Source organism: Marinomonas communis (assembly GCF_004363305.1).
Lineage (GTDB): Bacteria > Pseudomonadota > Gammaproteobacteria > Pseudomonadales > Marinomonadaceae > Marinomonas > Marinomonas communis.
Window position 1 is genome coordinate 130,479 of sequence record NZ_SNZA01000006.1, and the last position, 16,672, is coordinate 147,150.

Annotated in this window: 11 protein-coding genes; 1 reads left to right on the forward strand and 10 read right to left on the reverse strand. The window is 47.8% G+C overall.

Annotation, left to right across the window (positions count from 1 at the left end; translation table 11 throughout):
* Nucleotides 1-50: 50 nt before the first annotated feature.
* From C8D85_RS15860 to C8D85_RS15895, 8 genes are all read right to left on the reverse strand, one after another.
* Nucleotides 51-1,472 (reverse strand): FAD-dependent oxidoreductase, encoded by a 1,422-nt coding sequence (locus C8D85_RS15860; RefSeq protein WP_133564580.1) that lies wholly within the window; start codon nt 1,470-1,472, stop codon nt 51-53.
* An 83-nt stretch (nt 1,473-1,555) separates the two neighbouring features.
* A complete protein-coding gene (gene gltB, locus C8D85_RS15865) occupies nt 1,556-6,007 on the reverse strand; it encodes a glutamate synthase large subunit (RefSeq protein WP_133564582.1) in 4,452 nt (1,483 codons plus the stop codon).
* A 401-nt stretch (nt 6,008-6,408) separates the two neighbouring features.
* Complete coding sequence (locus C8D85_RS15870) at nt 6,409-7,998, reverse strand: SPOR domain-containing protein (protein WP_133564585.1); 1,590 nt, start codon at nt 7,996-7,998, stop codon at nt 6,409-6,411.
* A gap of 28 nt (nt 7,999-8,026) precedes the next feature.
* A complete protein-coding gene (aroB, locus tag C8D85_RS15875) occupies nt 8,027-9,121 on the reverse strand; it encodes a 3-dehydroquinate synthase (RefSeq protein WP_133564588.1) in 1,095 nt (364 codons plus the stop codon).
* A gap of 4 nt (nt 9,122-9,125) precedes the next feature.
* Entirely contained in the window at nt 9,126-9,665 is a 540-nt protein-coding gene (gene aroK / locus C8D85_RS15880) for a shikimate kinase AroK (protein ID WP_133564590.1), read from the reverse strand.
* A 39-nt stretch (nt 9,666-9,704) separates the two neighbouring features.
* Nucleotides 9,705-10,883 (reverse strand): type IV pilus secretin PilQ, encoded by a 1,179-nt coding sequence (locus tag C8D85_RS15885; protein ID WP_133564592.1) that lies wholly within the window; start codon nt 10,881-10,883, stop codon nt 9,705-9,707.
* A gap of 1 nt (nt 10,884) precedes the next feature.
* Nucleotides 10,885-11,562 (reverse strand): hypothetical protein, encoded by a 678-nt coding sequence (locus C8D85_RS15890; protein WP_133564595.1) that lies wholly within the window; start codon nt 11,560-11,562, stop codon nt 10,885-10,887.
* Nucleotides 11,559-12,413 (reverse strand): hypothetical protein, encoded by an 855-nt coding sequence (locus tag C8D85_RS15895; RefSeq protein ID WP_133564597.1) that lies wholly within the window; start codon nt 12,411-12,413, stop codon nt 11,559-11,561. Before C8D85_RS15895 ends, C8D85_RS15890 begins: the two co-directional genes overlap by 4 nt.
* 187 nt (nt 12,414-12,600) lie before the next feature.
* Here C8D85_RS15895 and C8D85_RS15900 point away from each other — a divergent pair, with 187 nt between their 5' ends.
* Entirely contained in the window at nt 12,601-15,048 is a 2,448-nt protein-coding gene (locus C8D85_RS15900) for a penicillin-binding protein 1A (protein ID WP_133564599.1), read from the forward strand.
* A 60-nt stretch (nt 15,049-15,108) separates the two neighbouring features.
* Here the strand turns inward: C8D85_RS15900 and C8D85_RS15905 are convergent, their stop codons facing one another.
* Both C8D85_RS15905 and C8D85_RS15910 read right to left on the reverse strand, forming a co-directional pair.
* Nucleotides 15,109-15,903, reverse strand: a complete 795-nt coding sequence (locus C8D85_RS15905) for an HAD-IIB family hydrolase (RefSeq protein WP_133564601.1) — start codon at nt 15,901-15,903, stop codon at nt 15,109-15,111.
* Nucleotides 15,896-16,672 carry a DeoR/GlpR family DNA-binding transcription regulator gene (locus C8D85_RS15910; protein WP_133564603.1) on the reverse strand — a complete coding sequence of 259 codons (777 nt, stop codon included), beginning with the start codon at nt 16,670-16,672 and terminating at the stop codon, nt 15,896-15,898. Before C8D85_RS15910 ends, C8D85_RS15905 begins: the two co-directional genes overlap by 8 nt.

The following is a 16,672-nucleotide window of genomic DNA, read 5'->3' on the forward strand; positions in this document are numbered from 1 at the left end:
AAGATAGGGGCTGAGATGAGACACCACAAGCGTGGGTCACATGACGAATCTTAAACGTCTAGGAAATCCATAATACCTTCAGCGGCTTTACGACCTTCATCAATCGCTGTCACCACTAGGTCAGAGCCGCGCACCATGTCGCCACCCGCGAAGATTTTTTCATTAGTGGTTTGGAACATGAACTTACCGTCTTTTGGTGCCAATACGCGTCCGCGGCTGTCCGTTTCAATGCCAAACTTTTCAAACCAAGGCGCAGGGCTTGGTTGGAAACCAAAGGCTACCAATACAACGTCTGCTGGGATGATTTGTTCGCTGCCTTCAACGATTTCAGCACTGCGACGGCCATTGGCATCAGGCTCACCCATTTGTGTTTCAACTACTTTGATGCCTTCTACTTTGCCATCACCAATGATTTCTACTGGCTGACGGTTAAATAGGAACTGTACGCCCTCTTCACGGGCATTTTTCACTTCTTTGCGTGAACCAGGCATGTTCTCTTCGTCACGGCGGTAAGCACAAGTAACGCTCTTCGCACCCTGACGGATAGACGTACGATTACAGTCCATCGCGGTATCACCACCACCTAAGACAACCACTTGCTTGCCTTTCATGTTGATGTAATCGTCTTCGCTTTCTTCGAAATCCAAGCAATGGTTCACATTGGAGATCAAGAAGTCTAGAGCGTCGTAGACTCCTGGTAGGTCTTCACCTGGGAAGCCACCTTTCATGTACTTGTAAGTACCCATGCCTAGGAACACGGCATCGTATTCTTCAAGCAGGTGTTCGAATGGCACATCATCGCCCACACTGGTGCCCAGCACGAACTCAACGCCCATCTCTTCAAAGATTTCGCGGCGACGAGTCATGACAGACTTTTCAAGTTTGAACTCTGGAATACCGAACGTTAGAAGACCACCAATTTCTGGGTTCTTATCGAACACAACAGGTTTCACACCGTTACGTACTAGAATGTCCGCACAAGCAAGACCCGCAGGACCCGCACCAACAATGGCAACGGTTTTATCAACTGGAACAACCTTTGACATATCAGGGCGCCAGCCCAATGCAAACGCTGTGTCAGTGATGTACTTCTCCACAGAACCGATGGTCACAGCGCCGAAACCACCTTCGCCTAGTGTACAAGCGCCTTCACATAGGCGATCTTGCGGACACACTCGACCACACACTTCTGGTAGTGAGTTCGTCTGATGACTAAGCTCTGCTGCTTCAAGAATGTTGCCTTCTGATACCAACTTCAACCAGTTCGGGATGTAGTTGTGTACTGGACATTTCCATTCACAGTATGGGTTACCACACTCTAAACAGCGGTGTGCTTGGCCTTTCGCTTGCGTTTCTTCGAAAGGACGATAAATTTCCACGAACTGAGATTTACGCGTCAGCAGTGGCTTTTTCTTCGGATCTTTACGATCCACTTCAACAAATTGAAATACGTTGTTCAAGCGCTCAGACATAAGCTGCTATCTCCTGTGGCCGCGCTCAGCGCGGCACTCTCTCAAATGGGTCAAACTGGGTTAGGAACGTTCTTCTCTAAAGCTTATTCAGGACGCTGACGAGTGTTCGCCAACAACTGACCTAAGCTTGCTGCTTTTGGTTTCACTAACCAGAACTTACCGATGTAGTCGTAGAAGTTTTCTAGGATCTCACGGCCCCACTCGCTATCAGTTTCGCGAACATATTCTTCGATCACGCTGCGTAAGTGCGAACGGTATTCTTCAGTCAATTCTGTACCTACGCGTTGGATTTCCACCAACTCGTGGTTGTACTTGTCTACGAAGGTACGGTCTAAGTCGAGTACGTAAGCAAAACCACCGGTCATACCTGCACCGAAGTTGTAGCCTGTGCTACCTAGCACCGTTACCAGACCACCTGTCATGTATTCACAACAGTGATCCCCTGCGCCTTCGATCACCGCATGAACACCTGAGTTACGTACGCCGAAACGTTCACCTGCTGTTCCAGCCGCGAATAACTTACCTCCGGTCGCACCGTATAGACAGGTGTTACCAATGATCGCTGATTCTTGAGACTCAAACGCCGAACCTTTTGGTGGACGAACAACTAGCTTACCGCCAGTCATACCTTTACCCACGTAGTCGTTGGCATCACCTTCTAGGTACATGTGCAATCCACCAGCGTTCCATACACCGAATGATTGGCCCGCTGTGCCTTTCAGGCGCAAAGTTAATGGCGCATCAACCATGCCTTGGTTGCCGTAGCGCTTGGCAATTTCACCAGATAGACGAGCACCGATAGAACGGTCGCAGTTGGTCACGTTGAACTCGAACTCGCCACCTTCTTTCTCTTCCACTACCTCTTTAACGGTCTCCCACATTTTCTCAGCCAATAGGCCTTTATCATGAGGCGGGTTAAACGGTACTTGGCAGAATTGAGGCTTGTCTGCTGGGATCGCATCGTTGTTCAAAATTGGCGATAGATCCAAGTTTGCTTGCTTAGACGTTTCACCTGGTAGCAAGGTCAGTAGATCGGTACGACCAATCAATTCCGCCATGCTAGAAACACCCAACTTCGCCATCCATTGACGCGTGTCTTCAGCCATAAAGCGGAAGAAGTTCTTAATCATTTCAACGGTGCCGATGAAGTGCTCTTCACGCAACTTGTCGTCTTGTGTTGCTACACCTGTCGCACAGTTGTTCAAGTGACAGATTCGTAGGAACTTACAGCCCATTGCCACCATTGGTGTGGTACCAAAGCCGAAGCTCTCTGCACCTAGGATCGCAGCTTTCACCACATCCAGACCCGTTTTCAAACCACCGTCTGTTTGCAGACGAATCTTGCCACGCAGATCGTTAGCACGAAGAGCTTGCTGTGCTTCCGCTAAACCTAGCTCCCATGGAGAGCCCGCATGACGGATCGATGTGATTGGGGATGCCGCGGTACCACCGTCGTAACCAGAAATAGTGATTAAGTCAGCGTAGGCTTTAGCAACACCAGCAGCGATCGTTCCAACACCTGGCTCAGATACCAGTTTCACTGATACTAGGGCGTCTGGGTTTACTTGTTTCAAGTCGAAGATCAGCTGTGCCAAGTCTTCGATTGAGTAAATATCGTGGTGTGGTGGTGGTGAAATCAGGGTCACACCTGGTACCGCGTAACGTAGACGAGCAATCAAACCGTTTACTTTACCACCTGGTAGCTGACCACCTTCACCTGGCTTCGCACCTTGAGCAACTTTTATCTGCAGCACTTCTGCGTTCACAAGGTATTCTGGTGTCACACCAAAACGGCCCGATGCGATTTGCTTAATCTTAGAGCGACGTTCTGTACCGTGACGAGCTGGGTCTTCACCACCCTCACCAGAGTTTGAACGACAGCCCAACTCATTCATTGCTTGTGCTAGTGCTTCGTGGGCTTCTGGAGACAATGCACCAAGAGACATACCGGCCGAGTCAAAGCGTGGCAGGATAGCTTCGATTGGTTCAACCTTGTCCAAAGCAATCTCTTTCACGTCTTCTTTGATGCCAAATAAGTCACGTAACATCGAAGCAGGACGCGTGTTAACTAACTCTGCGTACTTAGAGAAATCTTCGAATTTACCACTGCTCACAGAGGTTTGTAGGTTACGAACCACATCTGGGTTAAAGGCATGGTATTCCGCATCGTGTACGTATTTTAGGTAACCGCCTTGCTGGATTGGCTTACGCGCTTTCCAAGCGTTCGCAGCAATACTTGCTTGCTCACGTTGGAAATCTTCAAACGTGGCACCCTGGATACGGCTTGGCACACCTTTGAAACATAGATCAACCACTTTGCTATCTAGGCCGACTGCTTCAAACAGCTGCGCACCACGGTAGGAAGCAATCGTAGAGATACCCATCTTAGACATGATTTTCATCAGGCCTTTGTTGATACCTTTACGGTATTTCTGGTGACAAGAAATCGGATCACCTAACACTTCACCTTTATCGATCATATCGTTGATCAAACGGTAAGATAGGTATGGGTAAACCGCTGTCGCACCAAAGCCTAGTAACACGGCGAATTGGTGTGGATCACGCGCAAAACCTGTATCTGCGATGATATTTGAATCACAGCGCAAGCCCACTTCAGTCAAGTGGTGGTGTACCGCACCTACAGCCATTGGCGCAGGAATCGGCAGCTGACCTTTTTCGAACTCACGGTCCGTCAATACCACAATCACTGCACCATTACGTACGACTTCTTCGGCACTGATTTTTAAGTTACGAACCGCTTGTTCTAAGCTAATTTCGTCAGGATTGTATGTAGTGTTCAAACGTACTAGGCGGAAACGATGATCGTCCAACGCTAATAGTCGGCTGTACTTACGAGCAGACAAGATTGGCGATGACAAGATAATACGATTAGCGTGCTTAGGCGTTTCTTCAAACAAGTTACGTTCAACACCGATCAATGTCTCAAGGGACATTACAACCGACTCACGTAGTGGGTCGATTGGTGGGTTGGTTACTTGAGCAAACTTCTGACGGAAGTAGTCTGATACCGGACGAGTTTGGCTCGACATAACGGCCATTGGCGTGTCGTCACCCATCGAGCCAACCGCTTCATGACCACTTTCAGCCAATGGACGGAAGATCTGATCGCGTTCTTCAAAAGATACTTGGAACATCTTTTGGTAAGTCGACATTTGTTCGGGGGTAAACGGCACGAATTCCATCGAATGCTCTTGCAATAGAGCCTCGATACGCAAACCTTCTTGCTTCAACCACTTCTTGTATGGGTGAGCGGATTTCAGTTTATTGTTAATGTCGTCCGTGTGCAGCACTTTACCGTTTTGCGTGTCCACAACCAACATTTGGCCAGGGCCAACACGACCTTTAGACACAACGTCTTCGGCTTTGTAATCGTAAGTACCGATTTCAGATGCCAGTGTGATGTAACCATTCTTAGTCACCACCCAACGGGCAGGACGCAAACCGTTACGGTCCAACATACAGATAGCGTGACGACCATCAGTCATAACAAGACCTGCTGGGCCATCCCATGGTTCCATGTGCATTGAGTTAAACTCATAGAACGCACGCAGTTCAGGATCCATGTTCTCTACGTTTTGCCATGCTGGTGGAATGATCATACGTGCCGCACGGAAGATATCCATGCCACCAGTGACCAACAGCTCCAACATGTTATCCATAGAAGACGAGTCAGAACCCGTTAGGTTAACAATTGGTTGAAGGTCCGCTAATTCAGGGATCAAAGGAGAACGCAGTTTGCTACCACGTGCGATCGCCCAGTTACGGTTACCGTCGATCGTGTTGATCTCACCATTGTGAGCCACCATGCGGAACGGTTGTGCCAACGGCCATTTAGGCAACGTGTTGGTTGAGAAACGCTGGTGGAATACACAAATGGCGGTTTTTAGTTTTTCATTACCTAGATCTTTATAAAAAGTAGGTAAATCAACTGGCATCATTAAGCCTTTGTACGCCAACACTTTGTCAGACAAAGAACAGATGTAGAAGTTTTCGTATTCAGCTAGCTCGATTTCAGTGCGGCGACGGGCAACGAAAAGACGAGTGGCGAAAGTGCGTGCATCAAGACGGTTACTGTCGACAAACACTTGCTCAATGCGTGGTAGGCAATCCATCGCAATCGTACCTAAGCAAGAAGGATCTACTGGCACATCACGCCAGCCCACTACATTTAATCCTTCTGTTTCTAGTTGCTTGGTTAACGCATCACGTTGTTTCTCAGCCAGTGCTTCGTCTTGGTCCAAAAACACCATACCCACACCGTATAGGTCTGAGAATACATGATTAAACAAAGTCTTAGCTTCTTCACGCAAGAACGCATCAGGCTTTTGAATTAATAGACCACAACCGTCACCGGTTTTTCCGTCGGCAGCAATACCACCACGGTGTGTCATACAGGTTAAAGATTCGATTGCGGTTTTTAGAAGGTCGTGACTAGACGTACCTTCCATATGAGCGATTAGGCCAAACCCACAGTTGTCTTTGAACTCGCCAGGACGATAAAGGCCTGCATTCATACACCAACTCCCACAGTTAAAACGTAGAAAACTCTACTCGATTTACTTCATATAACGTTAGGTGGGGGTGCCTCAGAAGGGCATGAGAAATGGTTGTAATATACCCACCTAACCATTCAAACTGAGGGCCATACTACTCTGGGCTCTGGGATCGCTCAAACTTCAAGCATGGTCAAATGGGGCAAAACGGGGCATTTTCGGCATCAAATAAGAACCGTTCTCATAGTAAAGTAGAATTATCTATGGTTCGCTGATTTGCAGACAGAAAATTCCTCTGACTTACATTGGAATTCAGAGAAATATGGTTTTTTTTACTTATTTCTCTTTTTTTTTATCAAAATGCGACGGAAATCATGCATTAAAAGTGCAAAAACACCTTTTCTGTACAAAAAACACGCAGATCAAGGAGTGCCAGCTTTCTGGATATCCTGCTGAATACCACGCACACTTCGCGCCCAAGGATTTAAACTGCGCAACGCTTGTGGCAAGTTCTCCACCGCGGCAATAGCTTCACTACGATTACGGTATTCGCCATAGACAACCACATACCATTCTCTGCCGTTATGAAGTGCTTGAAAGTAACTAAATGCGGATAAGCTGCCCTGATCCCGAATAAAATCCTGTACCGTATCTTTATTATGGGTACCTAATAACTGAAGTGTATAGCGGTTAGGATTGCGCTCTAACCAAGCTCGGGTTTTATCAAACGGATCGGCAGCCACGGTTTGCTTAACAGGGACAGGTTCTGGGACCTCAGGTTCTGCGGATTGCAAAACAGGCGTGGTTTGTACGGGAGTACTCGGCTCAGGGGCTGCAGAGTCTTGATTAGGCGTCGTAAGTCGGATGGGAGCCGTGGTAATACTAGTATTCTCGGAACGATTAGCCGAAGCAGTATTCGATTGTTCCGCTGCGGGCTGAAGTGCTTCAGCGGGAATAGGAGGCAATGATACAGGAGTTTCCTGACCAATCTGGCGTTGCATCGCTTCAATCCGCGCCAATGTCTCAGAACTCGCTTGTCTTGGTGCATTCTGCGCAATTGGTGCAATACTGGTACTGTTGCTTACCGGAGTGGCGTCGTCTTCGCCATCACTGAAAATCACTGCGACCAATATCCCCAGCATAATGATCGACATCAGCGCCATATGAACCAAAGGGAAACCAAATGATCCACCCAAGCGTACCCAAGAGCGCTTATCACTGGCACTTGATTCCCCAGGCTTGCCTTCTCCCATCATCGCCAAAGCGATCTGGTTAATGGCGCCAGGCAAACCTGCAGACTGCTGGTAAATTTTCTTTATCTGACGTTCATTGAACGGCAGGTTGATACCACCACCGATGGCACGCACACGATGTAATAAGTACGCTCGCGTTTGTTCTAAGGTATAAGGCGCGAGGGCCAACTCATGACTTAATTGCTCATAACGACTGCGCTGATAGCTGTCTAAATTGCGTGCAATAGAGTGCTCTGTAAACAAAGCCACATGAGGTACTTCCTGGGATTCCGTGGCTAAGGACATCATGTCCATCAGCATAGTCACGGCATCCGTATTCAGCTCATGGGCATTATCGATCAAGATAATCGCCTTCTGCCCTTTTGCTTCCATATCATGGGCAAATTTAAGCAGCGGCCCAAAAGAGGTGTCACCACCTCTATTTTCAAGGACATCGGCATAGCCTTGATAGATAGCTTGTAACAGCTGTCCCGCGGTCATCAACATGGAAGCTTTGACGTGGCTAATGACGGCCGAGTCATGTTGCAGACGCATAAATTCCTGCAAGAAGCGGGTCTTTCCGCTACCACTGGCGCCTTTTACAACAGATAAGAGGTTAGAATAGCGACTTAAGTGCTCCAGCATGCTCAGTTGCTGGTTACGTTCTTCGCTAGAAAAGTAGACTTGAGAATCATTAGAGCCAAACGGATTCCTCAGCATCACTTTTGGTTGCTGATCTAAGGCTTCCTCCAGATTGAACTGAAAGTTTGGCTCCGCCATGCATGTCCTCAGAGTATCAGTTAAATGATTAAGCGCTTGCTGCTTCTATCGCGTCATCTAAACAAGCGTTGAAGTCTTCCATAGCAAAGTCAGACGTAACGTACGCGTCTCCCAATGCCTGCAACAGTATTAAACGTAAACTACCATCCAGTACTTTTTTGTCCAACAGCATTCTTTCAATAAACGCTTCTCGACTCATCCCTTTTGGTGGTAACACTGGCAAATTGGCTTTTGCTAGTAGATTCACACTGCGTTCAACATCTGATTCGGTCAGGCTACCTAAACGCCAAGATAAATCCACGGCTAACACAGTACCAGCTGCAACCGCTTCGCCATGCAACCAATTACCGTAGCCCATTTCTGTTTCAATGGCGTGTCCGAAGGTATGACCCAAATTTAAGATAGCGCGAATGCCGCCTTCTTTTTCATCTTGTGCAACAACTTCCGCCTTGGCGCGACAAGACTCATAGATGGCGTGGGTGATTTTCTCACTATCCAGCGTCATTAAATCGTCAATATTGTCTTCCAACCAAGAAAAGAATGGCGCATCGCAGATTAGGCCGTACTTGATCACTTCAGCCATACCAGCCGAAAGTTCACGCGCTGGCAATGAGCTCAAGGATTCCGTATCAATAATGACCGCCTGTGGCTGATAAAAAGCACCGATCATATTCTTTCCCAACGGGTGATTCACACCGGTCTTACCACCGACAGAGGAATCTACTTGCGACAGGAGCGTCGTTGGCACCTGAATAAAAGGCACACCGCGTTGGTACGTTGCTGCCGCAAACCCTGCCATGTCACCCACGACACCACCACCTAGAGCAATCACAGTAGTGGTACGATTATGTTTGGCTTCCAGCAATGCAGACATAATCTGTTCATAAGTGGCCAACGTTTTATACTTCTCACCATCTGGTAACACGCAAGTATCGACTTGATACTCATCGCCTAACAGTGCGACCAACTCCGCCAAATAAATGTCTGCAACCGTAGTATTCGTTACGATCATCACTTGCTTACCATGAATCGCATCACGGAAAAGTTGCTTTTGATGACGAATACCAGAACCAATGTAAATCGGGTAACTTCGGTCTCCTAAATCGACCGTCAGAGTTCGCATGCGTTTAAACCTCCGCCGCTAAATGCTTTTTAATCGCGTCCATAACTTTATTGGCCACCGTTTTAGGGTGACGAGAGTCGGTTTCCACAATAACCGATGCCACGTCGCGATATAACGGATCCCGGATTGAAAATAAACGATTTAACGTTTCCTTCGGATTCCCTTGCTTGAGCAATGGACGATTATTGCTTTTCGATGTTCGCTGTAATTGCTGAGCAACCGATGCAAATAAGTACACAACCAGAGGCTGGTGTTTAAGCATGTGACGATTTTCCTCTTTCATCACGATGCCGCCACCGGTCGCCAATACAATCGGCTGTTGGTCTTCATCCAACATACTTTGCAACGTCTGTGTTTCTCGACGGCGAAACCCTTCCTCACCTTCTTTTTCGAAGATCCAAGGAATGTCTGCACCAGCTTTTTCTTCAATCACCCGATCAGAATCGAAAAATTCTCTGTCCAGCTGCTGCGACAGAAGGCGTCCAATGGTAGTTTTCCCTGCCCCCATTGGGCCCACTAATATAATTGTCGGGGCGTTAATCATTTTTTTAATACTTCGAAGTTAACTGTTTTCGGCTGCTGCCTAGTTTACCGACATTTTTAGCAGTTTTGGCGTAATAAATACAAGTAGTTCCCTTTTTTCTTGTTGTTCCGTCCGTTGTCGAAACAAACCACCTAATAAAGGCACATCTCCGAGCACTGGAACTTTGCTTACCGTCACTAAGCGTTCCTCGCGAAAAATGCCTCCTAACACCAGTGTTTCTTGGTTCTGTACTTCTACCTGAGTTTGCACGCGATTGGTTTCTAGGCTGGGAACGCCGTTCACCATATCCCCTACTGAGTCTTGATGGATTTTTAGATTCAACAATAAGGTTGTCGCATCTTTTACTTCTGGTGTTACTTCAAGCACCAATCCCGCTTGACGAAACTCGACACTTAAACTGTCATCGTTCATAACTTGGTAAGGCACTTCGGTACCCGACTCAATGCGCGCTGACTGTCCTTCAGAGGTCACAATTTTGGGCCTTGCAATAATGTTAGCGGAGCCATTACGCTCCAACCAATCCAAAGTCGCAGACAGGTTCATGGTTCCCGATCGTCCTGATAGAGCAAGCGACACCGGTGCCGATGCAATCCCTAAGCTCACATCAGCACTGCCACCTTGCTGTGCACTGTCTAATAGCGTAGCTTGCCAATTGACACCTAATTGCTCTTGTACTGAATCGTTCACTTGGACAATTTCGGCTGCAATTTCAATCTGCCGAACCGGACTGTCCAGCCAAGTAATCGATTGTGTTAGAACGGTTTCATCACCACAGTAGCATGTCATAACGGCATTGGTTCGAGGATCAACAATCACTTTTATATCTGCGAAGAAGTGCTGAAGGTGCGCTCCGACTTGTCCAGCTTTTGCATGTTTTAAATGCCAGATATGATACTGACAATCCACTTCGGTGGGTTCAGCAACGCTGTCTAATGAAGCGGTTCTCGTGCTCAGAATGCCAATATTATCCTGCCATTGCAGAGCAAGCTGTTGCTGTTGCGCCACGGAAGAAAGCACTTGCTCCCAAGTGGCGTCACGAATCGATAAGGAAATATCACCCTCAATAGTGGGATCAATCACAACACTGGCACCCAACTGCGCCGCCAGCTGGGGCAGAACTTGTTGTAGCGGCTGCTGTCGGACAAAAACATCCAAAGCAAAGCCCATCTGACTCACGCTGAATATACAGGCCAGCACAAGATAACGTTTCCACTGCATATCAGTGCCCCTCCTGTTGTGAAGGTTCTAGCCATCGATTATCCAGATGTAACTGACGTTGTTCACCTTGGACATTGGCAAATGTAATAGAATTTTGATCAATATGGGTGAGGGTTGCATGCAAGCTGGGTAGCCAATGACCTTGTAGATACCAGCCCTCTTCACCATCGACATTGAGCAAGGCCGCCGCTTGTTTATGACGCACAGTCGTTAGCAGTTCACCCGCACTTGGCCAAGAAGACTGCTCGGGCACTGGGAGCCAATTTTGCTCTGGCTTGAGGGTAGCCGGTTTCGTAAAGTGCCAAGTTAAATCGCCCTGCCACTGGGTACCACGTCGCTGCCACAACATATGCACTGGATGTAACCAGTAATCGTGCTGCAATGAGATCAGTAATTGACGCCATTCAGCTAAACTTTTTGTGTCCTGCATCTGCATGCCGGTAATACGTCCCTTCTCTCGCAATACATTAACCATTGGCATATCCGATAAATGACTTAAGGCTGCTTCGAGTTTTTGCCATTGCTTGGAGGCATACATATGGGTATTCACGTCTTGCTGACGCTCGGTCTTTAGGGTGAAAAGAGCATGTAATCCCCAACCAATGATCAGCACTTCCAGCAAAAGTATGCCCTGTAAGGTACGCAGCGAGAGTATCTTTTGTCGTAGCTTTAGCTTCACGGCATCACCTCGTCATTCAACACTACCTCTAACGCGGGCAAGTTTTTTGGCCAGTGATTTAGCCATAGCGTTAATGCTTTTTCTGGCCCCGTTACAGCCAGCTGGACCTGATGAGAGTGGAACTCGACACGCTCCAATCGTAGTGTCGGTGGCAACGTCTGGAGATAACTAAACCCCGTATTGATCATAGAGGTTTGTGGTGCCGGCCAAGGCCATATAAATGGCTCAGGAGCAGATGGGATACCTTGCCAAATAACACTACCCAAGAGGCTTGCGAGAAGCGCGAAGCTGGCAATGGAATACAGGTAACTACGTTGCTGTCGTTGCCAATGTTGTTGGCTGACATAGGACTCACTGTAAGGATGAAACCGTAGAGAGTTAGCCAGTTTTTTATGCCTTGATTGTAGAATACTCAAGCGTGCCAGTCGGAAACTGATAACTGAACGGAAGCCTAATTCTATAATTTCTAGATAGTAAGTATTCGCTAACACCGAAACATGCAGCAAATTATCCGAGTCTTGCCAGTACGCCAACTGTTGCTCTAATTCAGAGTAAGACAAGGCTAATCCGGCGTGGGTTTGAGCTGCGATGCCAAGTAAGGCTTCCGGTAACGGCTCTCCTAGATCACATGTAACGGACTGTAACCAAACATCTGGAATCAATAAGGTCTCAGGAACATGCGACGCAGCCTCGACATACTCTATTAACTTGTGTCGTAAATGCTCAATGCAAAGATCTGTTTCTCTGGGGGGTTGCGGAGCTAACAGTGCGCGAATCAACGCTTTGCGGGAAAACGCGCGCCAAGCGTCATCATGCCAAACCAGATAGCTGGGACGAGGGATAATAGACATGTCTTCCTCCGTGAATCGATGTCATTCTTCAAAATACATTGTTGGTAGCATGGCTTAAGCAAATCGTTTTCTGCATTCGCCACCATATCTTTACAAGAAGATAACACGAAAATTCCCCTCGACAAGTCTCCAAGGCGAACCTAAGTCAGGTATAATCGATCGCACACGAATTAATCAGTGACCGATCATGGCCAAAACTTTCAAAATTCTCTTTATTCTCGCTTTACTTGGTGCATTGGCAGCTGCCGGAATTGTCTTTGCGGTTTACCAACAAGTGAAAGATAGCATTCCAACAAAAGAAGAAATGCAAGCTATTGAGCTGCAGATCCCGTTGCGCATCTATACTCGCGACGAGCAGCTTATTGGAGAATTTGGCGAGCAACGTCGTACACCAGTTAGCTATGAGGACATTCCCAAAGATCTAGAAAATGCCGTACTCGCAGCCGAGGACAGTAATTTCTACCACCACCCTGGTGTGGATATCATGGGGCTATTACGTGCTGCATACCAACTGGTTACCAGTGGTGAAATACAGAGTGGCGGTAGTACCATCACCATGCAGGTCGCGCGAAATTATTTCCTATCTTTTGAACAGACCTTCATGCGTAAATTCACGGAGATTTTTATCTCTTTGAAGATGGAGCAAGAGCTCAGCAAGCACGAAATTCTAGAGCTCTACATGAATAAAATTTACCTAGGCAAACGCGCCTATGGTTTTGATGCGGCAGCACAAGTGTATTACGGTAAGCATCTTAGCGAACTGTCCCTCGCACAATACGCTATGATTGCCGGATTGCCAAAAGCGCCATCACGCTATAACCCTGTAGCCAACCCATCTCGAGCACTGATCCGCCGAAACTGGATTTTGCAGCGCATGCTCACCTTGGGGATGATTGATAAAACATCCTACCAAAATGCTGTCGAAGCCCCTGTTACAGCGAAAAACTATGGTATCCAAGCAGATGTGGAAGCCAATTATGTGGCTGAGATGGTGCGCCATGAGCTGTACCAAACTTACGGTGACAAGCTTTATACAGAAGGTCTTGTGGTATACACGACCATCGACTCCAAACGACAAAAAGACGCCAATCAAGCTGTTTACAACGGTGTACTTGCCTATGATGAGCGTCACGGTTACCGCGGCACATTGGACACTCGTACCGATCTTATCAATGCCGCATTAGAGGATCAGCAAGCCGCTTTTAGCGAGTTTGATAACATCCCTAATTGGACGTTGGCTTTAGTTTTAAGCACCGAAGATGAGCAAGCGACTGTGCGCCTGCAGGATGGCAGTGCTGTGGACTTACCTTTCGCAGCGATGAACTGGGCAGCACCTTACCTAAATGAAAACGCTCATGGTGCAAAACCCAAGGTAGTCAGCGATGTCATGGTTCCTGGCGATATCATCCAGTTGCGTCCTGATGACGAAACAACTTGGCGCCTCGCACAAACACCTGCCGTACAAAGTGCATTAATTTCTCTCGATAGTCGTGATGGTGCGATTGAATCCCTTGTCGGTGGTTTTAACTTCTTCGCCAATAAATTCAACCGTGTCACCCAGTCTAAACGCCAACCTGGTTCGAACTTTAAGCCATTCATTTACTCTAGTGCACTGGCCAACGGTTATACGGCAGCGAGTGTCATTAATGACGCACCAGTTGTGTTTCATGACAGCAATCTAGCCAGCGCATGGCGCCCAACCAATGACGGTGGCAAATTCTACGGCCCTACGCGATTACGCCAAGCTTTGTATCGTTCTCAAAACGTAGTCTCCGTTCGCTTGCTTGATGAAATGGGGGTTCGACCAACACTCGATTTCATTAAGCGCTTCGGTTTTGATCCGAACGAATTGCCACATAACTTATCCCTATCATTGGGTAGCGCTAACCTCTCTCCATTGCAAATTGCCTCCGGCTACACTGTCTTCTCAAACGGTGGTTTTCGCGTTCAACCTTATTTGATTGATCATATCGAAGACCGCTCAGGTGAAACGGTGTTCCAAGCTGAACCCATGACAGTTTGTAAGGACTGCACTTTGCTTGAAGGCATAGACATCGACAGTCCGACAAAAGGCCTGTTCGATCGTAAGCAAGGCATCGTTGAACTTCCGGTAGCGCCAAGAGTTTTGGATGCCGAGGTGAACTACATCATGTACGACATTATGCGTGACGTGATTCGTTACGGCACAGGACGTCGTGCCCGTGTGTTAGAACGTGACGACATTGCAGGTAAAACCGGCACCACCAACGACGGTCGTGATGCTTGGTTCTCTGGCTTTAATGGTGATGTTGTGACAACGGTTTGGACCGGCTTTGACGACATGTCACCATTGGGCCGTGGCGAATGGGGTGGCTCGGCTTCCCTACCTACTTGGATCAATTACATGCGACCCACTTTAGCGGATACCGCGCCAAGCTATGTCGAAAAACCTTCATCGCTAGTGACCGTTCGAATTGACCCGACGACTGGCGAGCGAGCGTACCCAGGGCAGAAGAACGCCATATTTGAGTTGTTCCGCAAAGACCACATTCCGGCAAGAAGGATTGCGACGCGACCAGCACCGCAGGAGCGCTCATCGGATACCACCACGGAATCGGCCCCCTCAAGCAATATTGCCATTGAGAATTTATTCTAAACCACAAAAAAACGCTGCCATCTGGCAGCGTTTTTTATGCTTCAAGCGCTACGTGTGTTGTTAGTCTTGATGACATAGCAGGTAATCCGCTAGCTGGGCAAAGCCTTCTCCACCTTCGGCATCGGTTAGGTAAGCCGGCAGATGCTTAAGCGTTGTTAAATGTGGCGCGATGTTCGCTACACCGACACTTAAAGGAAACTCCGCAAACATCGACTCGTCATTGGGAGCATCGCCTACGTAGATAACCTGTTGATGGGCTTGCGCCATAGATAGTTGGAAAAAGTGCGTCAGCACATGACGCGCCATGACCACTTTATCTACCCCCGATTGGCAAACATTGATGTGAATGGAAGATGCTTTCGCATTCAAACCTTTCTCTCGTAAAAGAGCCAGTAACGCCTCTTTCTCTTGATGAGCGGGGGGTTGCACCTGCTGTGCATAATCGATCGCCACATCCGTTAGTCGATAAGCTTGGTCCTTTGCCAAAGCCAAAGTAGGAAAATGCACCAACTCTGCTTGAACCGTTGCTAACAGAGACGCTTGCTCTGTACACATAGCCGCTTCAGCATTCAAAAAGTGATAATGGATCACACTGGACTTTGGCTCTAGGAATACGCCTCCCCCTTCACTGATAACGCCTGCTACGGGTAGTACTCGAGCCATCATATCCGACCATCCAGCACAGCCACCGGTGACAGGGATTACCTTAACCCCTGCTTGTTCTAATCGATATAAGGCATTCAGTGTTGCCGTCGGCAAACGGCCATGAAGCGTTAGCGTGTCATCAAAGTCAGTGAGCACATAACGCACGTTCTTGAGTGTTGTCTGCGGTAAATCCACTAATGGTTTAGGCATGTTTGATTGACTCTTCACTAAGCACAATGTCCACTCCTTGTTGCCCCAATAATTGACGCTGCTCGACAGAAATAACATCCGTATATAGAGCTTCCACTGCGGCAAAGGATGTGACGCAGGCGCTCGCTTTACGCCCCCACTTATGTTGATCTGCCACCAACAACACATGACGACTCTGCTCGATCAGTACACGACTTAGATTGGCTTCGTCTGGATCAAAATCGAGAATGCCATAGCTTTCGTGTAAGCCACCACAGCCTAAAATGCCGTAATCAAATACATACTTTCGCATACTCTCAATGGCATCGCTTCCCACCAAATCGCAATGACGATGACGCATACGCCCAGCCGTTAGTCTTACAGGAATGTCTTGGCGGTTTGCAAACAACGTAGCGACCGTCAGGTTATTGGTAAACACTTGCAGCTCTTGATGATTCAGTAACGCCTTCGCCACGTACTCCACCGTCGTGCCTATACCTAAAAATACCGACGCACCATTAGGGATGGCCTGCGCCACCTGTTGAGCGATTTTCTGCTTCGCATCACTATTCAAAAATTGGCGATTCGCGAAGGGTAGATTTTCCGCTGTGGATACTGGCGCAATGCCGCCATGCTGGCGTCTGACCAAGTGTTTTTCAGCCAGCTGATTAATGTCTTTTCGAATGGTTTGTGAGGACACACTGAAGCGTTCCACCATGTCCTCAACCAATAATAAATCGCACTGCTGCACCCAATTTAAGATGTGCAACTGACGTTCATTTAAACTCAA

What these genes read in the sequence shown, in the direction of transcription:
- C8D85_RS15905 (WP_133564601.1), bottom strand. Translation starts at nt 15,903, where the DNA reads ATGCCTAAACCATTAGTGGATTTACCGCAGACAACACTCAAGAACGTG.
- C8D85_RS15860 (WP_133564580.1), bottom strand. Translation starts at nt 1,472, where the DNA reads ATGTCTGAGCGCTTGAACAACGTATTTCAATTTGTTGAAGTGGATCGT.
- aroK (WP_133564590.1), bottom strand. Translation starts at nt 9,665, where the DNA reads ATGATTAACGCCCCGACAATTATATTAGTGGGCCCAATGGGGGCAGGG.
- gltB (WP_133564582.1), bottom strand. Translation starts at nt 6,007, where the DNA reads ATGAATGCAGGCCTTTATCGTCCTGGCGAGTTCAAAGACAACTGTGGG.
- C8D85_RS15895 (WP_133564597.1), bottom strand. Translation starts at nt 12,413, where the DNA reads ATGTCTATTATCCCTCGTCCCAGCTATCTGGTTTGGCATGATGACGCT.
- C8D85_RS15900 (WP_133564599.1), top strand. Translation starts at nt 12,601, where the DNA reads ATGGCCAAAACTTTCAAAATTCTCTTTATTCTCGCTTTACTTGGTGCA.
- C8D85_RS15885 (WP_133564592.1), bottom strand. Translation starts at nt 10,883, where the DNA reads ATGCAGTGGAAACGTTATCTTGTGCTGGCCTGTATATTCAGCGTGAGT.
- C8D85_RS15870 (WP_133564585.1), bottom strand. Translation starts at nt 7,998, where the DNA reads ATGGCGGAGCCAAACTTTCAGTTCAATCTGGAGGAAGCCTTAGATCAG.
- aroB (WP_133564588.1), bottom strand. Translation starts at nt 9,121, where the DNA reads ATGCGAACTCTGACGGTCGATTTAGGAGACCGAAGTTACCCGATTTAC.